This window comes from Streptomyces sp. NPDC032745 (assembly GCF_055579465.1).
Genome location: NZ_JBVING010000004.1, coordinates 100,602 through 127,038, shown reverse-complemented (window position 1 = coordinate 127,038; position 26,437 = coordinate 100,602). Strand labels below are relative to the sequence as shown.

The window sequence follows — 26,437 nt, the reverse complement described above, 5'->3', positions numbered from 1 at the left end:
GCCGTTCGTCCTCGTAATGAAGAGAGCACCGTGGCCGCCGACAAGATCGAAACCATCGTCAGCCTGAGCAAGCGCCGTGGCTTCGTTTTCCCGTGCAGTGAGATCTACGGCGGCTCCAAGGCCGCCTGGGACTACGGCCCGCTCGGTGTCGAGCTCAAGGAGAACATCAAGCGCCAGTGGTGGAAGGCGATGGTCACCGGGCGTGAGGACATCGTCGGTATCGACTCGTCCGTGATCCTGGCCCCCGAGGTCTGGGTGGCCTCCGGCCACGTCGCGACCTTCTCGGACCCGCTGACCGAGTGCACCTCCTGCCACAAGCGCCACCGCGCCGACCACCTGGAAGAGGCGTACGAGGCCAAGCACGGCCGTCTGCCCGCCAACGGTCTCGCCGACATCAACTGCCCCAACTGCGGTGTGAAGGGCCAGTTCACCGAGCCGAAGCAGTTCTCCGGCATGCTGGAGACCCACCTCGGCCCGACCCAGGACACCGGCTCGAAGGCGTACCTGCGCCCCGAGACCGCCCAGGGCATCTTCACCAACTTCGCCCAGGTGCAGACCACCTCGCGCAAGAAGCCTCCGTTCGGCATCGCGCAGATGGGCAAGTCCTTCCGCAACGAGATCACTCCGGGCAACTTCATCTTCCGCACGCGCGAGTTCGAGCAGATGGAGATGGAGTTCTTCGTCAAGCCGGGCGAGGACGAGCAGTGGCAGGAGTACTGGATGGCGGAGCGCTGGAACTGGTACCGCGACCTCGGCATCCGCGAGGAGAACATCCGCTGGTACGAGCACCCGAAGGAGAAGCTGTCCCACTACTCGAAGCGCACCGCCGACATCGAGTACCGCTTCAACTTCGGCGGCAACGAGTTCTCCGAGCTCGAGGGTGTGGCCAACCGCACCGACTTCGACCTCAAGGCCCACTCCGCCGCCTCGGGCCAGGACCTCACCTACTTCGACCAGGAAGCCGGTGAGCGCTACACCCCTTACGTCATCGAGCCGGCGGCCGGTGTCAACCGCGCCATGCTCGCCTTCATGCTCGACGCGTTCAACGAGGACGAGGCCCCGAACGCCAAGGGCGTCATGGAGAAGCGCACCGTGATGCGCTTCGACCCGCGCCTGGCCCCGATCAAGGTCGCCGTCCTGCCGCTGTCCCGCAACCCGCAGCTGTCGCCGAAGGCCAAGGGCCTCGCCGCCGACCTGCGCAAGAACTGGAACATCGAGTTCGACGACGCGGGCGCCATCGGCCGCCGCTACCGCCGCCAGGACGAGATCGGTACGCCGTTCTGCGTCACCGTCGACTTCGACACCCTGGACGACAACGCGGTGACCGTGCGCGAGCGCGACACCATGAAGCAGGAGCGAGTCTCCCTGGACCAGATCCAGAGCTACCTCGGCAGCCGCCTGCTCGGCTGCTAGTTCCCGTCTGAAAGACCGGTGGCCCGGTGCGCGGATCGCGCACCGGGCCACCGGTCTTTTCGCTTGTAGCGCGGACGGCCCGGTCAGGCCGCGGAGCCCTCGGCCTGCGCGGCCGCCGCGGCGGCCCGCTTCTTGCCCTCCGCCTGGCTGCGCTTGACGAAGCGGACCGTCCAGAGGGCCAGGCCGCCGAGCGTCCCGTAGATCATGAACGGGCTGAGGGTCACCATGGTGGAGGTGTCCAGGACGTACGACAGGACGATCCGGACCGCCGCCTCGATGAGGTAGACCACGCCCCAGACCAGGGTCATGCGGCGCTGGGCGTTGCGGAAACCCTCGAACCGCCACAGGTCGTTGTAGTACGCCACGCCTGCCGGCGTGCCGTCCGTGCCGAACTTCCGGCCGAAGTAGAACATCAGCGGACGCGGCGCGAGCAGCGTGGCGAGGCACAGGAGTCCGAACAGGCCCGTGACGGCGGAATCCTTGACCAGCAGGGCTTGGGCGGACTGGGCGCCCACGAGGGAGACCACGGCGGTGATCACCAGGAACGCCAGGGTGACGATGGCGAACTCGTCGAGCTTGCGCCGCCAGGCAACCATGACGGCGCTCTCGAGCACGGGCCAGGCGCCACTCGCCAGCAGTGCCGAGGCCTCGCTCCAACCGTGGTCGTGGAGGAGGGTGTTGTAAGTGACGATCGGTGCGACCACGTTGAGCGTGATGGTCAGGATCAAGCCGATCGCCGCGGCGCCGCCGGAACGGGCCGGAGCTGCGGGCGGTGCTGCCTGAGTGGGTTGAGCGGACAAGGTTCCCCCTGGAACGTGCCTGATGAAGTGCGGTAGGGGGACCGTATGGAATTGACGGGGTACGGACAAGGAAGACGCGCCCAAAATGATCATCAAACTGTCCGGAGTGGCTGATTCCGGACGTTGCCGTGGGCGTTGCCTACCCGATCAGGCGCGCAGGCCCCGGATCACGAGGGCGGTGACGGCCTCGAACTCCGTGATGATCGTGGGCGAGAGCCAGTCGGCCGCGTACTGCGGATCGTGGAAACGGCCGGTGGCGTCGAACACCGCCCGGGCGGCGGCCGGCACATCGGGCGCACTGAGCGAGCCCGCCTCGACACCCTCGGAGATGATCCGGCCCAACTGGTCGATCAGCTGGCTCAGATGATGGTCCACCACACCGCTGTTCTCGGCGAGCAGCACCGTGTACGTCGCGAACAGCTCCGGGTCGTCACCGGCCTTGTGCCGCTTGGCCTCGAAGAGTGCCTCCAGCCACGCCTCCAGCTTGGAGGGCGCGGCCGACCCGGGGGCGGAGGCGATCTCCTCCAGGCGGACGACGCTCTTGGCGAGCCAGCGGTCCGTGACGGCCTCGCGCAGCGCCGCCTTCGACGGGAAGTGCCGGTACACGCTGCCGTGGCTGACGCCCAGGGCGCGGGCCACGTCCACCACGGTCGCCTTGGTGGGGCCGTAGCGGCGCAGCACCTCCTCGGTGGTCTCGAGGATGCGCTCGGGTGTCAGGGGCTCGGCAGCAGCGGGGGGCATGAGTACGACCGTACCGCCCGCTCAGTGCTCGCTGTCGAGGTGGGCCATCTGCGCTGCCGGGTACCGCTCGCCGGCCGCGGCTCCCGCCGGGACCGCCTCCTCGACGGCCGCCAGGTCCGCCGGGGTCAGCTCCACGTCCATGGCACCCAGTGCCTCGGACAGCCGGTCCCGGCGGCGGGCGCCCACCAGCGGCACGATGTCCTCGCCGCGCGAGAGCACCCAGGCGATGGCGGTCTGGGCGACGCTGACCCCCTTGCCCTCCGCGACCTTGCGCAGGGCGTCGACCAGGTCGAGGTTGCGCTGCAGGTTCTCGCCCTGGAAGCGGGGGCTCATCCCGCGGAAGTCGCCCGGAGTCAGCTCCCGGTCGCGGCTGAAGTGCCCGCTGATCAGGCCGCGGCTCAGCACCCCGTACGCCGTGACGCCGATGCCCAGCTCGCGGGCGGTCGGCAGGATCTCCTCCTCGATGCCGCGGGAGATGAGCGAGTACTCGATCTGGAGGTCCGCGATCGGGGCCACGGCCGCGGCTCTGCGCAGCGTGTCGGCGCCGACCTCGGAGAGGCCGATGTGCCGCACGTGCCCGGCCTCGACCGCCTCGGCGATGGCGCCGACGGTCTCCTCGATCGGGACGGCCGGGTCGACACGGGCGATCCGGTAGATGTCGATGTGGTCCCGGCCGAGGCGCTGGAGCGAGTAGGCCAGGAAGTTCCTGACGGCCTCGGGGCGGCCGTCGTAGCCGGTGAAGCCGCCCTCGACGGTGCGCAGGGCACCGAACTTCACGCTGACCAGTGCCTGCTCGCGGGCTGCGGCGGGCGCGGTGCGCAAAGCCTCGCCGATGAGCATCTCGTTGTGCCCCATGCCGTAGAAGTCGCCGGTGTCGAGCAGCGCACTCGCGCCGTCGGGGACGGCGTCCAGGTAGGCGTGAAGGGTCGCGATCGACTCGGTGCGGTCGGCCTCCCCGTACAGCGCGGACATACCCATGCAGCCCAGCCCCAGGGGGAAGACGGACGGGCCGGTCGAGCCGAGGGAGCGGGTGTTCTCGTTCTTGGTCATGGAACAACCATGGCATGACGGGTGACAGATTTCAATATCTGTCACCCGTCAGGGTGGCTATGCCGCCACCCGCAGCGCGAGCGCCGCCACCGCGACCAGGGCGAGGGTGGCCGCCGGGGCCAGTTCGAAGTCCTTGACGCGCAGGTGGCTGATGACCGCGCCGATGAAGTAGAGGGTCACGCCGACGGCCGCGGCCACGCCCAGCGGAGTCACCCAAAGGCCTGCGACCAGGCCTATCGCGCCGGCCGCCTTCAGGCCGGCCAGCCGGGGCAGCCAGGTGTCCGGGACCTGGACCTTCTGCATGCTCGCCACGATCGCGTCGTTGCGCTGGAGCGTGAGCGTGGCGGACGCGGCCAGGGCGAGTGCGAGCAGACCGGCGACGACGGCGTACGCAATGAACATGAAGGTCTCCAACGATCGGGGATTGTTAATCATTGAATAGCATCAACGATCGAATCTCCGCAACCATTCCCTGGTTGTTACGATGTCTGATATGACGGCAGCTCAGGAGTCTCCGCACCCACCGCAGCGGCTGGGCCTGCTGCTGGCCTGGCACGGCTCGATCACCGAGACCCGCATGAAGAAGGCGCTCAGCGCGGCCGGGCTCACCCCGCGGCACGCGATGACGCTGATGCGCCTGGAGGACGGCCCCATCGGCCAGCGGGCACTCGCCGAGCAGCTCGAGGTGGACCCGAGCGTGCTGGTCGGCATCCTCAACGACCTGGAGGGCGAGGGCCTCGCCCTCCGCCGCCGGGATCCGGCCGACCGCCGCCGCCACAACGTGGCCATCACCGAGGCCGGATCGGCCGCCCTCGCCAAGACGAACGCAGCCCTCGACGAGGTCGAACTCTCCCTGTTCGCCGCGCTCTCGCAGCAGGACCAGGACGTACTGCGCGGACTGCTGGCCCGGATCGACTCGAACGCCGACGACTACAACTGCAGCGAGTAGGAGCGCGGGCGGCCCGCCCGGCCGTCAGCCGCGCGGCGGGGCCCCGGCCGCCTGCGAGGACACCGTGGCCGTCTGCTCCAGGCTCCGGGCGGTCCGCGCCGCCGTCCCCATGGCCCACCGGCCACTGGTCGCGGCGCCCACGACGAGTGTGACCAGCCCGCAGCCCGTGATGATCCACCAGGCCGGCCGGGTCGCCTCGACGAAATCGGAGCCGCTCGCCGTCCCGGCCGCCAGGACCGCGCCGATCACGGCCACGCCCAGCGTGCCGCCGGTCTGCCTGCTCGTGGAGGCGACCGCGGCCGCGACCCCCGCCTGAGCCCGGGGCATCCCGGAGACCGCCGTGTTGGTGATGGGCGCGTTCACCATGCCGAAGCCCAGCCCGAACAGCACGTACGCGGTGAACAGCAGCGGCGTCGAGGTCTCCGCCGAGAAGGCGGCGAACAGCACCCCGCTCGCCGCCATCCCCGTCCCCGCGATCAGCAGCGGCGGCCGAGGCCCCCGGTTGGCGACCAGCCGGCCCGACAGCGGTGCGCAGAGGAAGGTCAGCAGGGCCATCGGCAGCATGTAGAGCCCGGCGTCGAGCGCGCTGAGCCCCCGTACGTCCTGCAGGTACAGGGTGTTGAGGAACAGGAACCCGGACAGCGCGGCAACGGCGCTGACCGCTATCACCGTCGCGCCGCTGAACGGAGCGCTCCGGAAGAACCGCGGGTCGATGAGCGGCTCCGCCCGCCGCGGCTCGTGGAACAGCAGCCCTGCCAGCGAGGCCACGGCCAGGGCCGTGCAGCCGAGGATGACCGGCGAGCTCCAGCCGGCGGCCGGCGCCTCGATGATCCCGTACGTCACGGACCCCAGCAGGGTCATGACCAGCAGCTGGCCCACCGGGTCCGGGCGCCGGGGGCGCCCGGCCCGCGACTCCGGGACGAACCGCAGGGTCAGCGCCAGGGCCAGCAGCCCGACCGGGAGGTTGATCCAGAAGATGGAGCGCCAGCCGACCGATTCCACGAGCAGCCCGCCGATCAGCGGGCCCACGGCCATGGAGATGCCGACCACCGCGCCCCAGGCGCCGATGGCGCGGGCCCGCTCGCGCGGATCCGTGAAGGTGTTGGTGATGATCGACATGGCGACCGGGTTGAGCATCGAGCCGCCCACGGCCTGGACCATCCGGAAGGCGATCAGCCACTCCAGGGTCGGCGCCAGCGAACAGAGCAGCGAACCCGCCGTGAAGACGACGAGCCCCGCGGTGAAGACCCTGCGGCGCCCGATCCGGTCCGCCGTGGAGCCCGCCAGCATCAGCAGCGAGGCCAGGACCAGCGTGTACGCGTCGAGCGTCCACTGCATACCGGCGACGGAGGCGTCCAGCTCGCGGCGCATCGAGGGCAGGGCGACGTTGAGGACGGTCACGTCGAGGCCGACGATGAGCAGGCTCATGCAGCAGATCGCCAGGACCAGCATCCTCCGGCGGCGGCTCGACTCGGACATGGTTACGATAGTACGCCTAACTAACGAAATGTGTGCTGCGGTTCGCCTGGGCGACAATGGGGGGATGACCACGCTCCCCCCGCCGCTCGCGATCGGCCCGCACACCGTGCAGCCCCCCGTGGTGCTCGCCCCCATGGCCGGCATCACCAATGCCCCGTTCCGTACCCTCTGCCGCGAGTTCAGCGGCGGCAAGGGGCTGTTCGTGAGCGAGATGATCACGACCCGCGCCCTGGTCGAGCGCAACGAGAAGACCATGCAGCTGATCCACTTCGACGAGACCGAGAAGCCTCGTTCGATCCAGCTGTACGGAGTCGACCCGACGACGGTCGGCAAGGCGGTCCGCATGATCGTCGAAGAGGACCGGGCCGACCACATCGACCTGAACTTCGGCTGCCCGGTCCCCAAGGTGACCCGCAAGGGCGGCGGCTCCGCGCTCCCGTACAAGCGGAACCTGCTGCGCGCCATCCTGCGCGAGGCCGTCGCGGGCGCCGGCGACCTGCCGGTCACCATGAAGATGCGCAAGGGCATCAACGACGACCACCTGACCTACCTGGACGCCGGCCGGATCGCAGTCGAGGAGGGCGTCACGGCCATCGCCCTGCACGGGCGCACCACCGCCCAGCACTACGGCGGCACCGCCGACTGGGACGCCATCGCGCGGCTCAAGGAGCACGTGCCGGAGATCCCCGTGCTCGGCAACGGCGACATCTGGTGCGCCGAGGACGCGCTGCGCATGGTCCGCGAGACCGGCTGCGACGGCGTGGTCGTCGGGCGCGGCTGCCTGGGCCGCCCGTGGCTGTTCAACGACCTGGTGGCGGCCTTCGAGGGGCGCCCGGAAGACTTCCACAAACCCACGCTGCGCGAGGTCGCGGCCACCATGCACCGGCACGCCGAGCTGCTGGGTGAGTGGATCGGCGACGAGGCGCGCGGGGTGATCGACTTCCGTAAGCACGTGGCCTGGTACCTCAAGGGCTTCTCGGTGGGTTCCGAGATGCGGAAGAAGCTGGCGGTCACCTCGTCGCTGGCCGAGCTGGATGCTCATCTGAGCGAGCTCGACCTGGACCAGCCGTGGCCCGACAGTGCGGACGGCCCGCGCGGCCGGACGTCCGGAAACAACCGAGTTGTCCTGCCGGACGGCTGGCTGAAGGATCCGTACGACTGCGCCGGGGTGAGCGAGGACGCCGAACTGGACACGTCCGGAGGCTGAGAAACAGCTGACAAATTATGCCGTCGGCGGCGTGACATACGCCACGCATGGGTGGGGTTGCGCTCACATGAGCGCGAAAATCACGGGTAAGACTTCCAAAGGGTGGCACTGGGTGCCACCCTTTGTTTGTTCAAGACTTGAACGCAAATGTATCGATGATCGCTCATCCGAGCGCAAACAAGCCTCAGGAGGCCCTTGATCCTTCGGGAGGTGAACGCTCTTCGTAGGTTCTGGCTACTGCTCGGTTACTTTCGATCTGCTGGCGCACGAGTGGTTACAGCCGTATGACGACCAAGTGGACGTACCCAGAAGCCTTCGATCTGGGTATGTTCCTGGCCGTCAGGGCAGCCACCGAGTCCTCGAGGAGTCGAGACCCGTGTCGGAAAACAAAGATCAGAAGTTCGTCTACGACTTCACCGAGGGAAACCGCGACCTCAAGGACCTTCTCGGCGGCAAGGGGGCCAACCTCGCCGAGATGACCAACCTGGGTCTGCCGGTCCCTCCCGGCTTCACCATCACCACCGAGGCCTGCAAGGTCTACCTCGCCAGCGGTGAGGCCCCGGCCGCGCTGCGCGACGAGGTCAGCGCCCACCTGGCCGCCCTCGAGGCGAAGATGGGCAAGAAGCTCGGCCAGTCGGACGACCCGCTGCTGGTCTCCGTGCGCTCCGGCGCCAAGTTCTCCATGCCCGGCATGATGGACACGGTCCTCAACATCGGCCTCTCCGACGAGTCCGTCGTCGGTCTCGCCGCCCAGGCCGGCAACGAGCGCTTCGCGTGGGACTCGTACCGCCGCCTCATCCAGATGTTCGGCAAGACCGTCCTCGGCGTCGAGGGCGAGCTCTTCGAGGAAGCCCTCGACGAGGCCAAGGCCGCCAAGAAGGTCACCGTCGACACCGACCTCGACGCCGCCGACCTCAAGAAGCTGGTCACCCGCTTCAAGAAGATCGTCGCCAAGCAGGCCGGCCGCGAGTTCCCGCAGGACGCCCGCGAGCAGCTGGACCTCGCCGTCGAGGCGGTCTTCAACTCGTGGAACACCGACCGCGCCAAGCTCTACCGGCGCCAGGAGCGCATCCCGAGCGACCTGGGCACCGCGGTCAACATCTGCTCCATGGTCTTCGGCAACCTCGGCCCCGACTCCGGCACCGGCGTCGCGTTCACCCGCGACCCCGCCAGCGGCCACGCCGGCGTGTACGGCGACTACCTGCAGAACGCCCAGGGCGAGGACGTCGTCGCGGGCATCCGCAACACCGTCCCGCTGGCGGACCTCGAGGCGATCGACAAGGCCTCGTACGACCAGCTCATGACGATCATGACGACGCTGGAGACCCACTACAAGGATCTCTGCGACATCGAGTTCACCATCGAGCGCGGCCAGCTGTGGATGCTGCAGACCCGCGTCGGCAAGCGCACCGCCGGCGCCGCCTTCCGCATCGCCACCCAGCTCGTCGACCAGGGCCTGATCGACGAGGCCGAGGCGCTCCAGCGCGTCAACGGCGCCCAGCTGGCGCAGCTGATGTTCCCGCGCTTCGACGAGGGCGCCAAGACGACCCTGCTCGGCCGCGGCATCGCCGCCTCCCCGGGTGCGGCGGTCGGCAAGGCCGTCTTCGACTCGTACACGGCCGTCAAGTGGTCCCGCTCCGGCGAGAAGGTCATCCTGATCCGCCGCGAGACCAACCCCGACGACCTGGACGGCATGATCGCCTCCGAGGGCATCCTGACCTCGCGCGGCGGCAAGACCTCGCACGCCGCCGTCGTCGCCCGCGGCATGGGCAAGACCTGTGTCTGCGGCGCCGAGGACCTCGAGGTCGACACCAAGCGCCGCCGCATGACGGTCGGCGGAACGGTCGTCGAAGAGGGCGACGTCGTCTCCATCGACGGCTCCACCGGCAAGGTCTACCTCGGTGAGGTACCCGTCGTACCGTCCCCGGTCGTCGAGTACTTCGAGGGCCGCATGCACGCCGGCGCCGACGACGCCGACGAGCTGGTCGCCGCCGTGCACCGGATCATGGCGTACGCGGACCGCGTCCGCCGGCTGCGGGTGCGGGCCAACGCCGACAACGCCGAGGACGCGCTGCGCGCCCGCCGCTTCGGCGCCCAGGGCATCGGCCTGTGCCGCACCGAGCACATGTTCCTCGGTGAGCGCCGCGAGCTGGTCGAGCACCTGATCCTCGCGGACACCGACAAGGAGCGCGAGGAGGCACTGAGTGCCCTCCTGCCGCTGCAGAAGAAGGACTTCGTCGAGCTGTTCGAGGCGATGGACGGCCTGCCCGTCACCGTCCGCCTCCTCGACCCGCCGCTGCACGAGTTCCTGCCCGACATCACCGAGCTGTCGGTGCGCGTCGCCCTCGCCGAGGCCCGCAAGGACGCCAACGAGAACGACCTGCGCCTGCTCCAGGCCGTGCACAAGCTGCACGAGCAGAACCCGATGCTGGGTCTGCGCGGTGTCCGCCTCGGCCTGGTCATCCCCGGTCTGTTCGCCATGCAGGTCCGGGCGATCGCCGAGGCCGCCGCCGAGCGCAAGAACGCCAAGGGCGACCCGCGCGCCGAGATCATGGTCCCGCTCGTGGGCACCGTCCAGGAGCTGGAGATCGTCCGCGAGGAGGCCGACGCGGTCATCGCCGAGGTCGAGGCCGCCACCGGCACCAGCCTCAAGCTGACCATCGGCACGATGATCGAGCTGCCCCGTGCCGCCCTCACGGCCGGGCAGATCGCCGAGGCCGCGCAGTTCTTCTCCTTCGGCACGAACGACCTGACCCAGACGGTGTGGGGCTTCTCCCGCGACGACGTCGAGGCCAGCTTCTTCACCGCGTACCTGGAGAAGGGCATCTTCGGGGTCTCGCCGTTCGAGACCATCGACAAGGACGGCGTCGGCTCGCTGGTCCGCAGCGCGGTCCAGGCCGGCCGGGCCACCCGCCCCGACCTCAAGCTCGGCGTCTGCGGCGAGCACGGCGGAGACCCGGAGTCCGTCCACTTCTTCCACGAGGTGGGTCTCGACTACGTCTCCTGCTCGCCCTTCCGGATTCCGGTGGCGCGCCTGGAGGCCGGCCGCGCCGCCGCCGAGGCGAAGGGCAGCGACAGCCGCTGACCCCTCCACGGCCCTGACAGGGCCCGCTGACTGCGCGTCCGCCCCCGGGTTCCCTGACCCCCGAGGGCGGACGCGCCCATTTTTTGTTGTTCAACAAATCTTTACGCCAGCAGGCGGTGGACGGATCCCCACCCGTCCACCGCCTGCTGTCAATCTGCCAGGCACGTCGGCGCTTCCCGGTGCGACCGACCGCCAGGCCCCGCAAAGCCCCCCACGGCCTTCACGGAGCGTTTCGGTCGCACTGGAGTGTCCCTGGCGGAGTACAGGATTTCGGTTGTCACGCCCCTGCCGAAAGGGGTTTCAACTGTGGCCGAAAGGGCGTGGTGACAACGTGTGACGGCATGCATACTCATGGGGCGGGGGGATTGCGGTTGCACAGGTGGGGGTTCGGTGCTGCGTATCCATTTCACTGGAGTGGACCTGGCACGCGTACGGATGGCAGGGCGTCCCGATGCGTTGTGGGAAACGATTCTGAGTTTTCACCGCTTAAGAGACCGGCGCGATGCCCGGCTCTTCGGTGAATGGCGTACGGAAACCCGGAGCAGGTTGAATAGTGAAACACGTTTGCTTGGTGCGCTCATACCGAGTCGTGGTTATTTTCCCGATTTCCTGACCCCTGTGGAGGGGCAGTACGGGTGGGACGTGGGACTCGACGCCCTGCGCGGGATCCGACCCGAGCGGATGCGGCGCGAGCTGACGCTGCTGGGCGCGGGAACGGGCGTGGGAGCCGCGTTCGGCATGCCCTCGGCCGTGAGCGGAGGCGCCGACGCGTCGGTCCCGCGGCGGCTGCGGGACTTCATGGACGGCGGCACCAAGCACATGCCGAGGCTGCTGGGCGAGCTGCGCGGCTACCACCGGGCGGCCGTGGAGCCGTACTGGACGCACATCCAGGCCCAGATCGAGGCCGAGCGGGCCGCGCGCGGCCGGGCCCTGCTCGACGGCGGCGCCGACGAGCTGCTGGCCTCCCTGCCGCCGATGCTGCGCTGGCGGGCTCCGGTCCTGGAATGCGATTACCCCGTGGACCGCGACGTACGGCTGCGTGGGCGCGGGCTGCTGCTCCAGCCGTCGTTCTTCTGCCGGAAGACCGCCGTGACCCTGCACGACCCGGAGCTGCCCCCGGTGCTGGTCTACCCGGCCGCCGCGCAGCTGGCTTCGGCGCCCACCGGCGGCGAATCGATTCGGCCCCTGGAGGAGCAGCGCCAGCGCACGCTGGGCAAGCTCGTCGGGCACACCCGCTCGGTGGTGCTGCGGGCCATCGGCGACGGCGCCACCACCAGCGAGCTGGCCCGCCGGGCCGGGGTCTCGCTGGCCTCCGCGAGCCAGCACGCCTGCGTGATGCGCGAGGCGGGCCTGGTCACCACCCTGCGCCGGGGGAACGCCGTCCTGCACACGGTGACCCCGCTGGGGGCCGCGCTCCTCAAGGGCGGCGCGGTGGCCTCGTAGCCGCCCGCGGGCCCCCGTACCGGGAATCCCGGTCCGGGGCCCGGGGGCGGCCACCGTCAGACCCGGAAGGGCCCGGTCACCTCGTACGTGATGCCGCCGGAGGAGCTGCCCGTCGTGCCGCGCTGGCTCGAGAAGTACAGCCGGGTGCCGTCGGGGGAGAAGGCCGGGCCGGTGATCTCCGAGGAGGACTGGCCGGTGATCCGCAGGAACGGGGCGACCACGTCGTCCGGGGTGATCACGCAGATCTCCATGTTGCCGCCGTCCTCGGCCACGTACAGATCGCCGTACGAGGACCCGGTGACGTTGTCCACGCCCGTCAGCGGGGCCGCGCCGCCGGGCACGAGCGAGTCGTCGTAGGCCAGCTCGTACGTGCCGCCCGCCAGGTCGACCTGCCAGACCCGGTTGTCGCCCTTGGTGGTGAACCAGACCGTGTCGCCGGCGTAGTGGCAGCCCTCGCCGCCGTTGAAGTGCTTGGCGCCGGAGACCTGGGTGCGGGTCGTGGTCGGCGAGCCGTCCGGGTCGGGCACGTCGGCCCAGGTGAAGGAGCCGGCGGCGGCGGTGCCGGCCACCAGCACCTGGAGGGTGCCGGCGGACAGGTCGCCCCAGGTCGTGGGCAGGAAACGGTAGAAGCAGCCGTTGGTCTCGTCCTCGGTCAGGTAGATCGCCCGGCGCACCGGGTCGGCGGCCGCGGCCTCGTGCTTGAACCGGCCCAGCGCCGGCCGCTGCACGGCCGCGTTCACCCCGTACGGGTCGGTCTCGTAGACGTAGCCCAGGCTCACCTCCTCGCAGGACAGCCACGTGTTCCACGGGGTCCTGCCGCCCGCGCAGTTCTGCCGGGTGCCGGAGAGGATCCGGTAGGCGCCGGTGACCGCCCCGGAGACGTCGAGCTTCACCGCGCTCGCGCCGCCGGACGGATTGATCTCGGAGTTGGAGACGTAGATCCAGCCGGCGCCGTCCGGGAAACAGGCGCCGCCGTCGGGGGCGCTGTGCCACTTGTAGGTCGTGGGGCCGACGTTCTGGCCGGACCGGGCGATCACCCGGCTGCTGAAGCCTGCGGGGAGACGGATGCCGTTCGTGTCCGCCGCGCCGAGGGCCCCGTAGGGCCCCGCACCGGGCTGGGCGGGCGCCGCGTAGGCGGCCCCGCGCGTCAATGTGCCGCCGAAGGCGGCGGCCGAGGAGCCGATCACGGCGCCGCGCAGGAAGGTACGACGTTCCACGGTCACTCCTGTGGGAGGAGGGGCCCCGCACCCGGTCAGGCGCGGAGTCGCACGCGCACAGGACCCTACGAGCGCCGAATTGCCGCAGTCCCAACGCGGCGTGACGCGGGGGCGACCGGTTCCCGTTCGATCCGCCTGATGTGACGAACCGCGGGACTTTCCGCCCCGGGGAGGCGCCGCTTCGGCGAGGATGGTGAAGCAATGAACCAGTTCGCCGCGGACCACGACATCTCCGGCCGCGCCGACCTCGCCGTCGTGCTGCGCCGCTTCTACACCGCCGCCTTCGCCGACCGGCGCATCGGGCCGTTCTTCACCGAGATCGCCGGGACGGACCTCGAGGTCCACCTGTCCCGGATCACCGACTTCTGGGAGCGGGCCCTGTTCCGCACGGCCGACTACCGGCGCGACGCCTTCGCCCCGCACGCCGCCCTGCACGCGGCGCGGGCGCTGACCGCCGAGGACTTCGGACGCTGGGTGCAGCTGTGGCACGCCACCGTCGACGGCCTGCACCGGGGGCCGACCGCGGAGCGGGCGAAGGCGACCGGCGAGCGGATCGCACTGGCCCTGCACCGGCGGCTGGCCGGGCCGGATCCCGCGCTGCTCCGGAGACAGGACGCCTGCGGGTTCGTACCGCTGGCGGCGCTGGAGCTCCGCTCCACGGCCTGACCTGCGATGACGGGTTGTCCTGCTGCCCCGCGGAGATCTCCGGAAGAATTTTCGCGGGAGCGATGAGTTTTCCCGGCACCCCCGGTCTAACTCTCGAAAGCACACCACGTGAGAGAAGAGGAACCGAGATGCCCACCATGATCTTCGTCAACCTGCCGGTCAAGGACATCGATGCCGCCAAGGCGTTCTGGGGCAAGCTCGGCTACTCCTTCAACCCCCAGTTCAGCGACGAGGCGACCGGCTGCCTCGTCATCAGCGACACGATCTTCGCGATGCTGATGACCGAGGCCCGGTTCAAGGACTTCGCCACCAAGGAGGTGGCGGACGCCACCAAGACCACCGAGGTCATGCTCGCCCTGAGCGCGGACAGCCGGGAGAAGGTCGACGAGGTGGTCGACGCCGCCCTGGCGGCGGGCGGCACCGAGCCCCGCCCGGCCCAGGACCTCGGCTTCATGTACGGCCGCGCCTTCGAGGACCTGGAGGGCCACGTCTGGGAGTACGTCTGGATGGACCCGGCGGCCGTCCAGGGCTGACGCTCCGCCGCGCCCGCGCCACTCCCTCGTTACGCCACCGCGCCGGAGGTCACGGCGGTCCGCACCGGATAGGTCCGGACCGCCGCCGCCTCGTCGTCCAGGCAGCGCCCCGTGGCGAGGTCGAAGCGCTGCTTCAGCAGGGGCGAGGCCACGAACGGCTTGCCGTCGATGCATCCGACCAGCCCCCGCGAGAGCACGGCCGCCCCGGTGAACGGGTCCTGGTTGTCGATGGCGTACATGCCGCCCGAGCGGCCGATGAACACCGCGGCCTGGCTCCCGTCGGGCAGCAGTACCGCCACCCCCCGCCCGGGGGTCAGCTCGGACAGCTCGCACACCGTCAGCCAGCCTTCGGCCACGTGCAGTTCCACGGTCATCGGGTGCCTCCCACGGCCTCCAGCGGCCGGATGTTGAGAATGGTCAGGTCGGGCTTGACCTGGTCGCGTTCGGGGACGAACTTCACGGTCGGGTCGGGGGCGCCCGGCGCGTTGACGAAGGACACGAACCGGCGCAGCCGCTCCGGGTCCTGGAGCGTCTCGGCCCATTCGTCCCGGTAGTGCGACACGTGGTCGGCCATCAGCGACTCCAGTTCCGCGCACAGCCCGAGAGAGTCGTGCACGACCACGTCCCGCAGGTGGTCCAGGCCGCCCTCCAGCCGGTCCAGCCAGGTCGAGGTGCGCTCCAGCCGGTCCGCCGTGCGGATGTAGAACATCAGGAACCGGTCGATGAGCCGCACCAGTTCGGCATCGGACAGGTCCTGGGCCAGCAGGTCCGCGTGGCGCGGGGTGGCCCCGCCGTTCCCGCCGACGTACAGGTTCCAGCCGTTCGCCGTCGCGATCACCCCGAAGTCCTTGCTCTGCGCTTCCGCGCACTCGCGCGCACAGCCGGACACCGCCGACTTGAGCTTGTGCGGGGCGCGCAGGCCCCGGTAGCGCAGCTCCAGGTCGATGGCCATCCGCACGCTGTCCTGGACCCCGTACCGGCACCAGGTCTGGCCCACGCAGGACTTCACCGTGCGCAGCGCCTTCCCGTACGCGTGGCCGGACTCGAACCCGGCCTCGACGAGCCGGGCCCAGATCCGCGGGAGCTGGTCGACGCTGGCGCCGAAGAGGTCGATGCGCTGACCGCCGGTGATCTTCGTGTAGAGCCCGAAGTCGCGGGCGACCTCGCCGATCACGATGAGCTTGTCGGGGGTGATCTCGCCGCCGGGGATGCGCGGGACGACCGAGTACGAGCCGTTGCGCTGGAGGTTCGCGAGGAAGTGGTCGTTGGTGTCCTGGAGGGCGGCCTGCTCCCCGTCGAGGACGTATCCGCTCGCGCCGAGGGTGGGGGCGAGCGAGGCGATGATCGACCCGACGGTCGGCTTGCAGACCTCGCAGCCGTCGCCGCCGCGGGCCGCCTCCCGGCCGTGGCCGTCGAGGAGCTGCTCGTACGAGGTCAGCCGACGGGTACGGACGATCTCGTAGAGCTCGGCGCGGGTGAAGGGGAAGCAGTCGCACAGCCCTTTGTCGGCGGGCGCGGGCAGCAGCTGGCCGATCACCTTGAGGCAGCTGCCGCAGCCGGTGCCCGCCTTCGTGCACTGCTTGACCTCGGGAAGCGTGGCGCAGGCGGTGATCGCCTTCTTGGTGACGTTGTGGCAGGAGCAGATCACCGCGGAGTCGGGGAGCGCCGACGGGCCGAGCGCCACGGGCGCCCCGAGGCCGGCGGGCAGGACCAGCTGGTCGGGACTGACGGGCGGGACGCTGCCGGTGAGCGGGCGCAGCAGGCCGTACGAGTCGGCGTCGCCGACCAGGACCCCGCCGAGCAGCACCCCGTCGGGGGAGACGACCAGCTTCTTGTAGACGCCGGAGCGGGAGTCGGAGTAGACGACGTCGAGGCTGCCCTGGGTGGCGCCGTGGGCGTCGCCGAAGGAGGCCACGTCCACGCCGAGCAGCTTGAGCTTGGTGGAGAGGTCGGCTCCGGTGAACTCCTTGTCGCGGCCCAGGAGGTCCTCGGCGGCGGTCTCGGCCATCTCGTAGCCGGGGGCGACCAGTCCGTAGACGCGGCCGTCGGCGGCCAGCGCGCACTCTCCGATGGCGTAGACGCGCGGGTCGGAGGTGCGGCAGCGGGCGTCGACGCCGATGCCGCCGCGCTCGCCGACGGTCAGGCCCGAGTCGCGGGCGAGCTGGTCGCGGGGGCGGACCCCGGCGGAGAAGACGACGAGGTCGGTGTCGACGGTGGAGCCGTCGGAGAGCCGCATTCCGCTGACGTGGCCGTCCTCGCCGGTGACGACCTCCTGGGTGCCGACGCCGGTGTGGACCGTCAGCCCCATCGACTCGATGGTGCGCAGCAGGGCCGCGCCGCCCCCGTCGTCGACCTGGACGGGCATCAGGCGCGGGGCGAACTCCACGACACGGGTGGCGAGGCCGAGGCCCTGCAGGGCGCCGGCGGCCTCGAGCCCGAGGAGGCCGCCGCCGACGACGGCGCCGCTGGTGCGGGTCTTCGCGTACTCCTCGATCGCGAACAGGTCCTCGATGGTGCGGTAGACGAAGCAGCCGGGGGCGTCCTTGCCGGGGACGGGCGGCACGAAGGGGTAGCTGCCGGTGGCCAGGACGAGTACGTCGTACGGGAACACCTGCCCGGAGCGGGAGGTGACGGTACGGGCCTCGCGGTCGATGGACTCGGCGGGGTCGCCGAGGTGCAGCTCGATCCCGTGCTGCTCCATGAAGCCGGCGGGGGTGAGGGAGAGGTCCTCGGGGGTGCTTCCGGAGAAGTACGAGGTGAGGTGCACGCGGTCGTAGGCGGGCCGGGGCTCCTCACAGAGCACGGTGATCCGGTGCGTGGCGGTGGCCCCGCGCTCGGCGAGTGCCTCGAGGTAGCGCTGGCCGACCATGCCGTGGCCGATGAGCACGATGGCGGGAGTGGGCGTGGGCGTGGCTGCGGCCATGATCAGGAGCCTCCGTCGTCGGTGAGCAGGTGGAACAGGTCGGTCAGGTCCTCCTCGTCCTCCCAGCTGCGGGCGAGGGCGCCCACGCTGGAGAGTTCGCCGAGGAGGACGCCGCCGACGAGGCGGTCGCCGCGGACGACGACCTTCCGGTAGGTCCGGCGGGTGGCGTCGGCGAGGCGGACCACGTCGTCGCCGGGGAGCGGGGTGGTCTCGCCGAAGGCGGCGAGATCGAGGGGGCCGCTGCCGGCGCCGGTGCCTCCGGCGGTGGCGAGGGTGAGGCGGGTGAGGGCGCGGGTTCCGGTGTATCCGGGGGCGGTGCTGCCGGTGCCGGTGCCGGTGGTGGTGCCGGTGGTGCCGGTGAGCTGCGCGGCGAGGGCGTCGGCCTGCTCCAGCGCGGGGCCCGCGAGGCCGTACACCCGCCCGGCGTGCTCGGCGCAGTCGCCGATGGCGTGGATGCGGGGGTCACTGGTCCGCAGCCGGTCGTCCACGACGATCCCGGTGCGCACCTCGAGCCCTGCGGCGAGCGCGAGCCCGGTCCGCGGCCGCACGCCGCAGGCGAGCACGACGACATCGGCATCGAGCCGGTACCCGTCGGCGAACTCGACCCCGGTGACCTGTCGCCGGCTGCCGTCCTGCGTGGTCGTCAGGCCGCGGACCCGGCATTCCGTGTGGATCTCGATGCCGAGGGCGGTGAGGTGGGTGTGCAGCAGCGCAGAGGCGTCCGCGTCCAGCTGGCGCTCCATCAGCCGTTCGCCCTGCTGGGCCAGGACCACCTGGGCTCCGCGTTCGGCCAGGGCGCGGGCCGCGGAGACGCCGAGGAGGCCGCCGCCGATCACCACCGCGCGCACACCTTCCCGTACGGCCACGGCAGCCGACAGGGCCAGGCAGTCGTCCATCGTGCGGAACGCGTGGACCCCTTCGGGCAGTTCCCGGCCCTCCGGCTCGAACAGCCCGCGCAGCGGCGGGAGGACCGCGTTGGAGCCCGTGGCCAGGACCAGCGTGTCGTACCGCTCCGTGCTGCCGTCGTCGCAGTGGACCGTCCGGTCGGCGCGGTCGATGCGGACCGCCCGGACACCGCGCCGCAGCGCCGGCCCGGTGGCCGGGAGGGCGGTCACCTCCGGTGCGTACCGGCCCGCCAGCACGTCCGCCAGCAGGACCCGGTTGTACGGGACGTGCGGCTCCTCGCCGAGGACCGTCAGGACCGTACCGGCCCCGGCCCCGGCCCCGGCCCCGGCCCCGGCACGGCCACCGGCACCCGCGTTCAGCCGCGCAGCGAGCCGCAGGCCCGCGAGGCCGCCGCCGATCACCACCACACGCTGCTGCTCCGAAGTCATGGCATGAGCGTGCGCGGCCGCTGTTTCCCCGCCGCATCGCCGTTGTTACCCGGACGGAACGCGCACCTCAGCGCCCTGGTCAGGGGTCGGTGAGGCGTCCCTCAAGGGCGGATTGGGGATCGGTTCGGGCAGCTCAGCGGCCCTCGGGCGGCCCTTGGCGTGATCCGCATGCGAGATGCGGCCGGACCTGGCGGAGCACGACGTGTACCTGTGCGGGCCGGGAAAGCTCAACCTTTGCGCAAGTTTCCGGGGATTGATGGTTGCTGCACCGATCGGCTTCATAGGGTCGTGGGCGTGCCTGACATATCAATGACCATGATCATCGTGCTGTGCGTGGCCGCCGCCGCGGCCGGCTGGATCGACGCGGTGGTGGGCGGCGGCGGGCTGCTGCTCCTGCCCGCCCTGCTCCTCGGCCTGCCGAACGCCCATCCCGCCGCCGTGCTCGGCACCAACAAGGCCGTGGCCATCGTCGGCACCACGGGCGCGGCGGTGACGTACGTGCGCAAGGCCCCGGTGGACGTGAAGCTCGCCGTCCGGATCGGGCTGGCCGCGCTCGCCGGATCCATGGGCGGCGCCGCGCTGGCCGGCGGGATCAGCAAGGACGCCCTCCGCCCGCTGATCATGGGGGTGCTCGTGGTCGTCGCGGGCGTCGTGATCTTCAAGCCGGGCTTCGGCACCGCCCCCTCGACCGCGCCCGTCAGCCGGCAGCGGGTGCTGCTCGCCATCGGGCTCGCGGGCCTCGGCATCGGCTTCTACGACGGGCTCATCGGGCCCGGCACCGGCACCTTCCTGGTGCTCGCCCTCACCGCACTGCTCCACCTCGACCTGGTCACCGCCTCCGCCACCGCCAAGATCGTCAACTGCTGCACGAACGCCGGGGCGCTCGCGATGTTCGCGTACCAGGGCATGGTGCTGTGGCAGCTGGCCGCGCTGATGGCGGTGTTCAACCTGGCCGGCGGCATGATCGGGGCCCGGATGGCACTGAAGAAGGGGAGCGGGTTCGTCCGCGGCGTGCTGCTGACCGTGGTCGGCGCACTGGTGATCAAGCTCGGTCTGGAGCAGTGGGGCTGACCGCTCCCCGCTCGCCCCTCCCGTCCAGCGCTGCGGCCGCAAAGGTCCGCCGGGTCGCGGCGCCCGGCAAACCTTCCCGGCCACAGCACTAGTACGTGCCGGTGAGGTGGGCGAAGACGACCACGTTGCCCTGGTAACCGGTACGCGGCGAGAAGCCCCCGCCGCAGGTGATCACCCGGAGCTCGGCGCGCGGCGAGGGCCCGTACACGCGAGTGTCCGGAAAGCGCTCGGCTTCGTAGACCTCGACCGCGTGCACGGTGAACACGGCCGTACGTCCGTCCGCGCGCGGCACCTCGATCGCAGCTCCGCGGTGCAGCGCGCCCAGGTGGTAGAAGACCGCCGGGCCGGTGGCGTGGTCGACGTGCCCGACGACCACCGCGGTGCCGACGGCGCCCGGGGTGGTGCCGTCCCGGTACCAGCCCGCCAGGTCGCGGCGGGCGGGCGGTGGCACCTCGATGCTGCCGTCACGCCCCAGGCCCAGCCCGGTCAGCGGGGCGTCCACCCGGATGGACGGGATCCGGATGCGGGTCGGCGGGGATCCGGGGAGCGGGGCGATGCTGCCGGGGTAGCTCGCCCGGCCGGTCAGCGCCTCTGCGGGGGAGGGCAGCGGGGGCCCGACGGACTGGCCGGATCCGCTGCCGACGAGCCAGATGCCGACACAGGCGGTGAGCGCGACGAGCCCGCCGCGGCCGGCCTGGCCTCTGCCCATGGGTGCCCCCTGGCTGTGTTCCGGGTCCGTGTTCCGTGTGGCAGGCCGTCGCCCGGCCCCGCGAACGGGGGGACCTCGCGGGGCGGGCGACGGGGGACGGTACCGGTCGGACCGCGGCCGCAGCCGCGGTGGGCGCCCGTCAGCTCCGCGTGCCGCTCGCCCGGCGACGCAGGAGCCAGGTACCGCCGACGGCGGCCGCGGCCAGCACGGCCGCTCCCGCCGTGATCTTGGTGGGGTCGACGGTGGCGGTCGTCCCGCCACCCACCCCGGTGCGGACGTGGCCCTGCGGGCCGCGTTCGGTGACGACCAGGTCGCCGGTGGCGAACTTGCCGTCGGCGCAGGTCGCGCCGATGTTGTAGGTGCCGGGGCGGGTGTCGCGGGCGATCTGGAACTGCCCGATGACCACCTCTTTGTGGGTGCCGGGCACCAGCTTGAAGCGGCCGCCGCCGACCATGGTGGCATCGCCGTCGGCATGGCTGCCCGAGCCGCACGCGGTTGTGTTCACGGTGACACCGGCCCCGGGGGCGGCGGATTTCGGCCACACCTCCAGCTTCGCGAAGTCGCCGGGCGCAAAGCCAGCCGCGCCGAGTTCCGCGGCGGCCACCGCGCCGGCGACCGGGCCAGTGAACGCGGCGGCGGTCAGCGCGGTGGCGGTGAGCACGTGGGCGGTGCGTCGGCGCATGGGGACTCCTGGAGACGCGGGGTCGTGTTCCCGAGGAAACCCGGCCGGGGCGCGGCCCGCCTGCTGATGTTCCGTCAGATCTGCTCGGTGGGCGACCGTTGCCGCAGGTCACTGCCTCTTGCTTCGGCCGTTCAGGTGACCCACCCCGTCCGGGTGAGGGCGGGTCCGGGCCAGGGCTCGTACGGGGCCCCGGCCGGGGCCGCGGGGCCTGAGCCGGGCTCGGCTCAGGCGGGACTCAGCCTGCAGGAAGCGTCACCGTCGCCGCCGCGCCCGCCGGGGCCGGGTTGGACAGGGTCACCCGGGCGCCGATCACCTGCGCCTGGCCGAAGGCGATGGTCAGGCCCAGCCCCGTCCCCTGGCCCCGTTCGGCCGCACCCGTCAGGAACCGCTGCGGCCCCTCCCGCAGCAGCTTCGCCGGGAAGCCCGGACCGCAGTCCCGTACGGTCACCGTGTTCCCGGAGACCGTCACCGTGACCGGGTCACCGCCGTGACGGCGGGCGTTGACCAGCAGGTTCGTCAGAATCCGCTCCAGGCGGCGGACGTCCGTACGGACCGGAGCCGGGCAGTCCGCCCCGACCACCTCGGCCGCCACCTCCGCCCGCCGGGTGATCGTCGCGACCAGCGGGCCCAGCGCATGCACCCCCAGCTGCGCCTCCTCCCGGCGCGCGTCGAGCCGCGCGACCTCCAGCAGGTCCTCGGTCAGCGTCCGCAGCGCCGCGACCCGGTCCCGGACCAGCTCCGTCGGCCGCCCCGCCGGCAGCAGCTCGGCCGCGGTGTGCAGCCCCGTCAGCGGTGTCCGCAGCTCGTGCGCCACATCGGCCGTGAACCGCTGCTCCGCCTCCAGCCGCTGCTGCAGACTGGCCGCCATCGTGTCGACCGCCGACGACAGTTCGGCGACCTCGTTCCGGGTTCCAGGCACGCCCGACGCCCCGATCCGCGCGTCCAGCTCGCCCTCGCTGATCCGGCGGGCCGTCTCGGCCGCCGTCCGCAGGTCCTTGCTGAGCCGGCTCGCCAGCAGCGCCCCGCCGATCGCCGCGAGCGTCACGACCCCCGCCCCGGAAGCCACCAGCTGCTCGTCCAGATCGGCCAGTTCGGCCTGCTCGCCGGCCAGCGACCGGCGTACGGACAGCACGTGGTCGCCGCCGACCGGGCGTGCGGCCCACACCGCCGGATCGGACCCGGACAGGTCGAGGTAGGTGGTGCGCTGTCCCGCGAGGGCCGCCCGGCGCAGCGGCTCCGGCAGGCCGGGGCAGTCGATCCATGCATCGGCCTCGCCGACCTTGTCGTCGTCCAGCCGCCCGGTGAGCTCGTACACCTGGCGTACGCGGATCAGCTGTGCGACGGCGCTCTCCCGCGCCGCGTCGGCCACCTGCCGGGCCCGCGCCTCGTGGATCAGCACGCCGATGGTCACCGCGACGAGCGAGCAGCCGGCCGCGAGCAGGGCGGAGATCTTCCAGCGCAGGCCGAGGGCCCTCAGGAGGTGGCGGCAGCGGATCAGGCGGGGCTTCACTCGCACACCTGCCCGAACCTGTCGGTGTGCTTCGGCTGCGGGCCCTGCCCGCCGTCGCAGTCCGCCAAGGACTTGCTGTACCGCCGCTCGTCGCTGACGACCCGCATCCGCTCGCCGTCCCAGTGGTATCGCACGGCCTGCTCGGATCCGTCGTCGGCGGCGGTGCGCAGCAGCAGGTCGCCGCCGATGGACTCGGCGGCCATCCGCCGGCCGACGGTGAAGAGGACGGGGACGATCCGGGTGCCTTCCGCGGTGTACACGGTCAGTGCGGTGCGCCCCGTCTGCGCGTCGGCGGCGAGGATCAGCTCCGGCTTCCCGTCGCCCGTGAGGTCGCGGTACAGGGGCGGGCGGATCCCGGCCTTGCCGGGCGCGTCGATCCACCCCTTCACGGCGAACGGCTTCATCTGCTTGTCGGCTTGTACGACGTCCTTCACGTTCACCCCGGGCAGCCCGTCGGGCCCCACCTCCGGCGCGTTCTTCAACGGCTGCGGCGGGGGCTCCCGGGTGCCGACCGGCTTGCCGGGCGCCGCGGGGGTGCGGTCGGTCCACAGCGGCCAGAGCGACTCGGGCTGCGGCTGGGCGGACACGGGCGGCGCGGGCTCACCGGCGCCGAGCCCGCCGGGTGCGGCGCAGCCGCCGACGACGAGTGCACAGGTACTGGCGCACAGGAGGACGGCGGTGAGCTGTCGGGTGGGTCGCTTCATGAGGGGCCAAAGGGGTTTGAGGGAGGACGAATCGACGGTAGACGGCGCCGGTCACGGCCACCGGGAGGTTGTGTAACAGCGGTGCGTACGGTGGAAGGGCGCAGGCAGACTCGGGACCAAGGTCCCGGACCGCGCGCTGTCCGCCGTAACCGAGGGAGGGCTCCCGTGACATCAGTCGATCGGCCATCACCGCCATCACCGCCGTCGCGGCCGTCGCGGCCGTCGCGGCCACAGACGCCACCGGATCCGGTGCTCGGGGTGCTCACGGTGCTGACCACGGTCGACTCGGCGGAGGCGGCCGCGGCGCTCGCCCGCGGCGCGGTGGAGGCGCGGCTGGCCGCGTGCGCGCAGATCTCCGGGCCGGTGACCTCCGTCTACCACTGGAAGGACGCGCTGGAGACCTCCCAGGAGTGGCAGGTGCTGTTCAAGACCACCGCGGCCGCCTACCCGGCCCTGGAGGCCCGGCTGACCGCCGGGCACCCGTACGACACGCCGGAGATCATCGCCACCCCGGTGGTGCGGGGCAGCGCGGACTACCTGGCGTGGGTCGCGGGGGAGGTGACGGCCGGATGACCGCCGAGCTCCCCTTCTTCGTGTACGGGACCCTGCGCCCCGGGGAGGTCAACCACGGCCTGTTCCTGCGGGGCCGAACGGCCGCCGAGGAGCCCGCGCGGCTCCCGGACGCGCTCCTCTACGACGGCCCCGGCTACCCGTACGCCGTCCAGCACCCGGGATCGGAGATCGTCGGCGAGCTGGTCACCCCGGCGCCCGGTGCGTACGGGAGGCTGCTGGCCGAACTGGACCGGCTGGAGGAGTACCACGGCCCCGACCGGCCGCTGAACGTCTACGACCGGGTCCGCCGGGACGCGGTCCGCCCGGACGGCAGCCGGACCCCCGCCTGGGTCTACCTGGCGGCTCCGCTGCTGGCCCGCCGGCTGCGCGAGTCAGGCACCGAGATACCGGGCGGCGACTGGTTCAGACGGCGCTAGGCCTACAGCCCCTCGGCGCCGCGGTTGCGCAGGCGCTCCCAGTACTGCTGGAGGACCCAGAGCTCCTCTTGGACCGCCGCCACTTGTTCCGGCGGGGCCTGTGGCCCAAGACGTGTCATGGTCCCTTGGATCTGCCGGACCCGCCGTTCTACGGCACGGAGTCGGACGGAGACCAGTTGCTCACCCGCGTAGATCTCGTCCACCGTCTTGCGATGGATGGCCTCGACCGCCAGCTCCGTGACCATAGCGCGGACGGTGTCGTTCGGTGCGGCTTCGCGGACGCGGGTCAGGTAGCCCTCATCTGCCGGAGAGGTGCCTCCTGCGTCTTGAATGGCCTGGCGGACAGCCGCGTACGGAGGTGCGGTGAACTCGTCGATGCCGTAGGCGTCGAAGGTGGGGGATACGAGGGCCGGCCGTTGGAGGGCCAGCTTGAGCAGCTCCCGCTCTGTGCGGTGGGCCGGGCTGCGCAGGTTCAGCGCAGGGCCTGCGGGCGCGGGGGCCGGTGCGGCGATGTCCTCGTACGAGTGGCCTCGGCGTGGTTGCTGTGGCTGGTTGCCCCGCTCGCGTGCCCAGCGGTCCAGTTGCGCGATCCTTTTGACCACGAACTGCTCGTCCCGCATACCCAGCATTCCCGCCAGCTGGACCGCAGATTCGTGCTGGATCGCGACGTTCTTGATCTTCTTGATGATCGGTGCGGCCTCTTCCAATGCGGCCGCCCGCCCTGCCGGGTTTTCCAGATCATGCCGGGCCACGATGTGCCGCAGCGCGAACTCGAACAGCGGGGTCCGCGCCTCCACCAGCCCGGACACCGCCGCGTCCCCCTGCGCCAGGCGCAGGTCGCACGGGTCCATGCCGCCGGGGGCGATGGTGATGGAGGTTTCGGCGGCGAACTTCTGGTCGTCCTCGAAAGCGCGCAGCGCGGCCTTCTGGCCGGCCGCGTCACCGTCGAAGGTGAAGATCACCTCGGCCGTCGCGTTGTCCATGAGCAGGCGGCGCAGGATCTTGATGTGGTCGCCGCCGAAAGCGGTGCCACAGGTCGCGATCGCGGTCGTCACGCCCGCCATGTGGCAGGCCATCACGTCCGTGTAGCCCTCGACCACCACGGCCCGCGAGGTCTTCGCGATCTCCTTCTTCGCCAGGTCGATGCCGTACAGCACCTGGGACTTCTTGTAGATCGCCGTCTCGGGGGTGTTCAGGTACTTCGGCCCGTTGTCGTCGTCGCGCAGCTTGCGCGCGCCGAAGCCGACGACCTCGCCGCTGATGTCGCGGATCGGCCACATGAGCCGGCCGCGGAAGCGGTCGATGGGCTTGCCGCTGCGGCTGTCCTGGGCCAGGCCGGAGGTGATCAGCTCCTTGTCGCTGAAGCCCTTGCCGCGCAGGAAGCGGGTCAGGTGGTCCCAGCCGGCCGGGCTGTACCCGACGCTGAAGTGCTCGGCGGCGGCCTGGTCGAAGCCGCGCTCGGCGAGGAACCGGCGGCCGATCTCCGCCTCGGCGCTGCCCAGCTGCTCGACGTAGAACTGGGCGGCCGCCTTGTGCGCCTCGACGAGCCGGATGCGCTCGCCGCGGCCGCTGGTGCCGGCGGTGTAGCCGCCCTCCTCGTACCGCAGGGTGATGCCGGCCTGCCCCGCGAGGCGCTCGACCGCCTCCGAGAACGACAGGTGGTCGATCTTCATGATGAAGTCGAGGGTGTCCCCGCCCGCCTGGCAGCCGAAGCAGTGGTAGAGACCCTTGCTGGGGCTGACCTGGAAGGACGGGGACTTCTCGTCGTGGAAGGGGCAGAGGCCCTTGAGGTTGCCGCCGCCCGCGTTGCGCAGTTGGAGGTAGTCGGAGACCACGGCGTCGATCGGGACCGCGTCCCGTACCGCCTTCACGTCGTCGTCGTTGATCCGTCCTGCCACCCGTGAAGTCTACGGCCGGGCGCCGACAAACCCG

24 protein-coding genes are annotated in these 26,437 nt (G+C 71.3%); 10 read left to right on the top strand and 14 right to left on the bottom strand.

From position 1 onward, the window contains the following. Nucleotides 1–30 precede the first annotated feature (30 nt). Nucleotides 31–1,413, top strand: coding sequence for a glycine--tRNA ligase (locus ACZ5WG_RS11845; RefSeq protein ID WP_468722473.1), 1,383 nt, complete (start codon nt 31–33; stop codon nt 1,411–1,413). Nucleotides 1,414–1,496: 83 nt separating this feature from the next. On the opposite strand, the gene ACZ5WG_RS11840 is transcribed toward ACZ5WG_RS11845, so the two are convergent. The 4 genes from ACZ5WG_RS11840 to ACZ5WG_RS11825 form a co-directional block, all read right to left on the bottom strand. Beyond that, on the bottom strand, nt 1,497–2,141 hold the full coding sequence (locus tag ACZ5WG_RS11840; RefSeq protein WP_468722471.1) for a VC0807 family protein: 645 nt from the start codon (nt 2,139–2,141) through the stop codon (nt 1,497–1,499). 219 nt (nt 2,142–2,360) lie between these two features. Further along, nucleotides 2,361–2,954 (bottom strand): TetR/AcrR family transcriptional regulator, encoded by a 594-nt coding sequence (locus ACZ5WG_RS11835; RefSeq protein WP_468722469.1) that lies wholly within the window; start codon nt 2,952–2,954, stop codon nt 2,361–2,363. 21 nt (nt 2,955–2,975) lie between these two features. Beyond that, nucleotides 2,976–4,004, bottom strand: a complete 1,029-nt coding sequence (locus ACZ5WG_RS11830; RefSeq protein ID WP_468722468.1) for an aldo/keto reductase — start codon at nt 4,002–4,004, stop codon at nt 2,976–2,978. Between the two features lie 57 nt (nt 4,005–4,061). After that, entirely contained in the window at nt 4,062–4,406 is a 345-nt protein-coding gene (locus tag ACZ5WG_RS11825) for a DoxX family protein (protein WP_468722466.1), read from the bottom strand. A gap of 91 nt (nt 4,407–4,497) precedes the next feature. Between ACZ5WG_RS11825 and ACZ5WG_RS11820 the strand changes: the two genes are divergently transcribed. Then, nucleotides 4,498–4,953, top strand: coding sequence for a MarR family winged helix-turn-helix transcriptional regulator (locus ACZ5WG_RS11820; RefSeq protein WP_468722464.1), 456 nt, complete (start codon nt 4,498–4,500; stop codon nt 4,951–4,953). A gap of 24 nt (nt 4,954–4,977) precedes the next feature. On the opposite strand, the gene ACZ5WG_RS11815 is transcribed toward ACZ5WG_RS11820, so the two are convergent. Then, nucleotides 4,978–6,432, bottom strand: a complete 1,455-nt coding sequence (locus tag ACZ5WG_RS11815; RefSeq protein WP_468722462.1) for an MFS transporter — start codon at nt 6,430–6,432, stop codon at nt 4,978–4,980. A 64-nt stretch (nt 6,433–6,496) separates the two neighbouring features. Between ACZ5WG_RS11815 and dusB the strand changes: the two genes are divergently transcribed. From dusB to ACZ5WG_RS11800, 3 genes are all read left to right on the top strand, one after another. Further along, entirely contained in the window at nt 6,497–7,639 is a 1,143-nt protein-coding gene (gene dusB, locus ACZ5WG_RS11810) for a tRNA dihydrouridine synthase DusB (RefSeq protein WP_468722460.1), read from the top strand. A 376-nt stretch (nt 7,640–8,015) separates the two neighbouring features. Then, entirely contained in the window at nt 8,016–10,724 is a 2,709-nt protein-coding gene (gene ppdK / locus ACZ5WG_RS11805) for a pyruvate, phosphate dikinase (protein WP_468722458.1), read from the top strand. Between the two features lie 390 nt (nt 10,725–11,114). Further along, nucleotides 11,115–12,167, top strand: coding sequence for an ArsR/SmtB family transcription factor (locus ACZ5WG_RS11800; protein ID WP_468722456.1), 1,053 nt, complete (start codon nt 11,115–11,117; stop codon nt 12,165–12,167). A gap of 56 nt (nt 12,168–12,223) precedes the next feature. Here ACZ5WG_RS11800 and ACZ5WG_RS11795 read toward each other — a convergent pair whose 3' ends face one another. Next, entirely contained in the window at nt 12,224–13,384 is a 1,161-nt protein-coding gene (locus tag ACZ5WG_RS11795) for an alkaline phosphatase PhoX (RefSeq protein ID WP_468722455.1), read from the bottom strand. A 201-nt stretch (nt 13,385–13,585) separates the two neighbouring features. On the opposite strand from ACZ5WG_RS11795, the gene ACZ5WG_RS11790 reads away from it, so the two are divergent. After that, nucleotides 13,586–14,050 carry a group III truncated hemoglobin gene (locus tag ACZ5WG_RS11790; RefSeq protein WP_468722453.1) on the top strand — a complete coding sequence of 155 codons (465 nt, stop codon included), beginning with the start codon at nt 13,586–13,588 and terminating at the stop codon, nt 14,048–14,050. A 128-nt stretch (nt 14,051–14,178) separates the two neighbouring features. Continuing rightward, nucleotides 14,179–14,583, top strand: coding sequence for a VOC family protein (locus tag ACZ5WG_RS11785; RefSeq protein WP_468722451.1), 405 nt, complete (start codon nt 14,179–14,181; stop codon nt 14,581–14,583). 29 nt (nt 14,584–14,612) lie between these two features. Here the strand turns inward: ACZ5WG_RS11785 and nirD are convergent, their stop codons facing one another. The 3 genes from nirD to ACZ5WG_RS11770 are packed head-to-tail and all read right to left on the bottom strand — an operon-like array spanning nt 14,613 to nt 18,840. Next, nucleotides 14,613–14,957: a nitrite reductase small subunit NirD gene (gene nirD, locus ACZ5WG_RS11780; RefSeq protein ID WP_468722449.1), complete on the bottom strand. Its 345-nt coding sequence runs from the start codon at nt 14,955–14,957 to the stop codon at nt 14,613–14,615. Next, nucleotides 14,954–17,506 (bottom strand): nitrite reductase large subunit NirB, encoded by a 2,553-nt coding sequence (nirB, locus tag ACZ5WG_RS11775; protein ID WP_468722447.1) that lies wholly within the window; start codon nt 17,504–17,506, stop codon nt 14,954–14,956. The genes nirD and nirB overlap by 4 nt, the downstream gene beginning before the upstream one ends. Before the next feature lie 2 nt (nt 17,507–17,508). Beyond that, a complete protein-coding gene (locus ACZ5WG_RS11770) occupies nt 17,509–18,840 on the bottom strand; it encodes an NAD(P)/FAD-dependent oxidoreductase (RefSeq protein ID WP_468722445.1) in 1,332 nt (443 codons plus the stop codon). 294 nt (nt 18,841–19,134) lie between these two features. Here ACZ5WG_RS11770 and ACZ5WG_RS11765 point away from each other — a divergent pair, with 294 nt between their 5' ends. Next, a complete protein-coding gene (locus ACZ5WG_RS11765) occupies nt 19,135–19,911 on the top strand; it encodes a sulfite exporter TauE/SafE family protein (RefSeq protein ID WP_383515788.1) in 777 nt (258 codons plus the stop codon). Nucleotides 19,912–19,999: 88 nt separating this feature from the next. Here the strand turns inward: ACZ5WG_RS11765 and ACZ5WG_RS11760 are convergent, their stop codons facing one another. The 4 genes from ACZ5WG_RS11760 to ACZ5WG_RS11745 form a co-directional block, all read right to left on the bottom strand. Then, nucleotides 20,000–20,620, bottom strand: a complete 621-nt coding sequence (locus ACZ5WG_RS11760) for a class F sortase (RefSeq protein ID WP_468722443.1) — start codon at nt 20,618–20,620, stop codon at nt 20,000–20,002. Between the two features lie 139 nt (nt 20,621–20,759). Beyond that, nucleotides 20,760–21,302: a hypothetical protein gene (locus tag ACZ5WG_RS11755; RefSeq protein WP_468722441.1), complete on the bottom strand. Its 543-nt coding sequence runs from the start codon at nt 21,300–21,302 to the stop codon at nt 20,760–20,762. A gap of 235 nt (nt 21,303–21,537) precedes the next feature. Further along, the gene (locus ACZ5WG_RS11750; RefSeq protein ID WP_468722439.1) at nt 21,538–22,812 is read right to left on the bottom strand and encodes an ATP-binding protein; all 1,275 of its coding nucleotides are present in this window, start codon (nt 22,810–22,812) and stop codon (nt 21,538–21,540) included. Beyond that, a complete protein-coding gene (locus ACZ5WG_RS11745; protein ID WP_468722437.1) occupies nt 22,809–23,516 on the bottom strand; it encodes a hypothetical protein in 708 nt (235 codons plus the stop codon). The genes ACZ5WG_RS11750 and ACZ5WG_RS11745 overlap by 4 nt, the downstream gene beginning before the upstream one ends. Nucleotides 23,517–23,765: 249 nt before the next feature. Here ACZ5WG_RS11745 and cutA point away from each other — a divergent pair, with 249 nt between their 5' ends. Next, the gene (gene cutA, locus ACZ5WG_RS11740; RefSeq protein ID WP_468722435.1) at nt 23,766–24,089 is read left to right on the top strand and encodes a divalent-cation tolerance protein CutA; all 324 of its coding nucleotides are present in this window, start codon (nt 23,766–23,768) and stop codon (nt 24,087–24,089) included. Beyond that, the gene (locus ACZ5WG_RS11735; RefSeq protein ID WP_468722433.1) at nt 24,086–24,505 is read left to right on the top strand and encodes a gamma-glutamylcyclotransferase family protein; all 420 of its coding nucleotides are present in this window, start codon (nt 24,086–24,088) and stop codon (nt 24,503–24,505) included. Before cutA ends, ACZ5WG_RS11735 begins: the two co-directional genes overlap by 4 nt. Nucleotides 24,506–24,507: 2 nt before the next feature. On the opposite strand, the gene dnaG is transcribed toward ACZ5WG_RS11735, so the two are convergent. Further along, the gene (gene dnaG / locus ACZ5WG_RS11730) at nt 24,508–26,403 is read right to left on the bottom strand and encodes a DNA primase (protein ID WP_468722431.1); all 1,896 of its coding nucleotides are present in this window, start codon (nt 26,401–26,403) and stop codon (nt 24,508–24,510) included. Between the last annotated feature and the right edge of the window lie 34 nt (nt 26,404–26,437).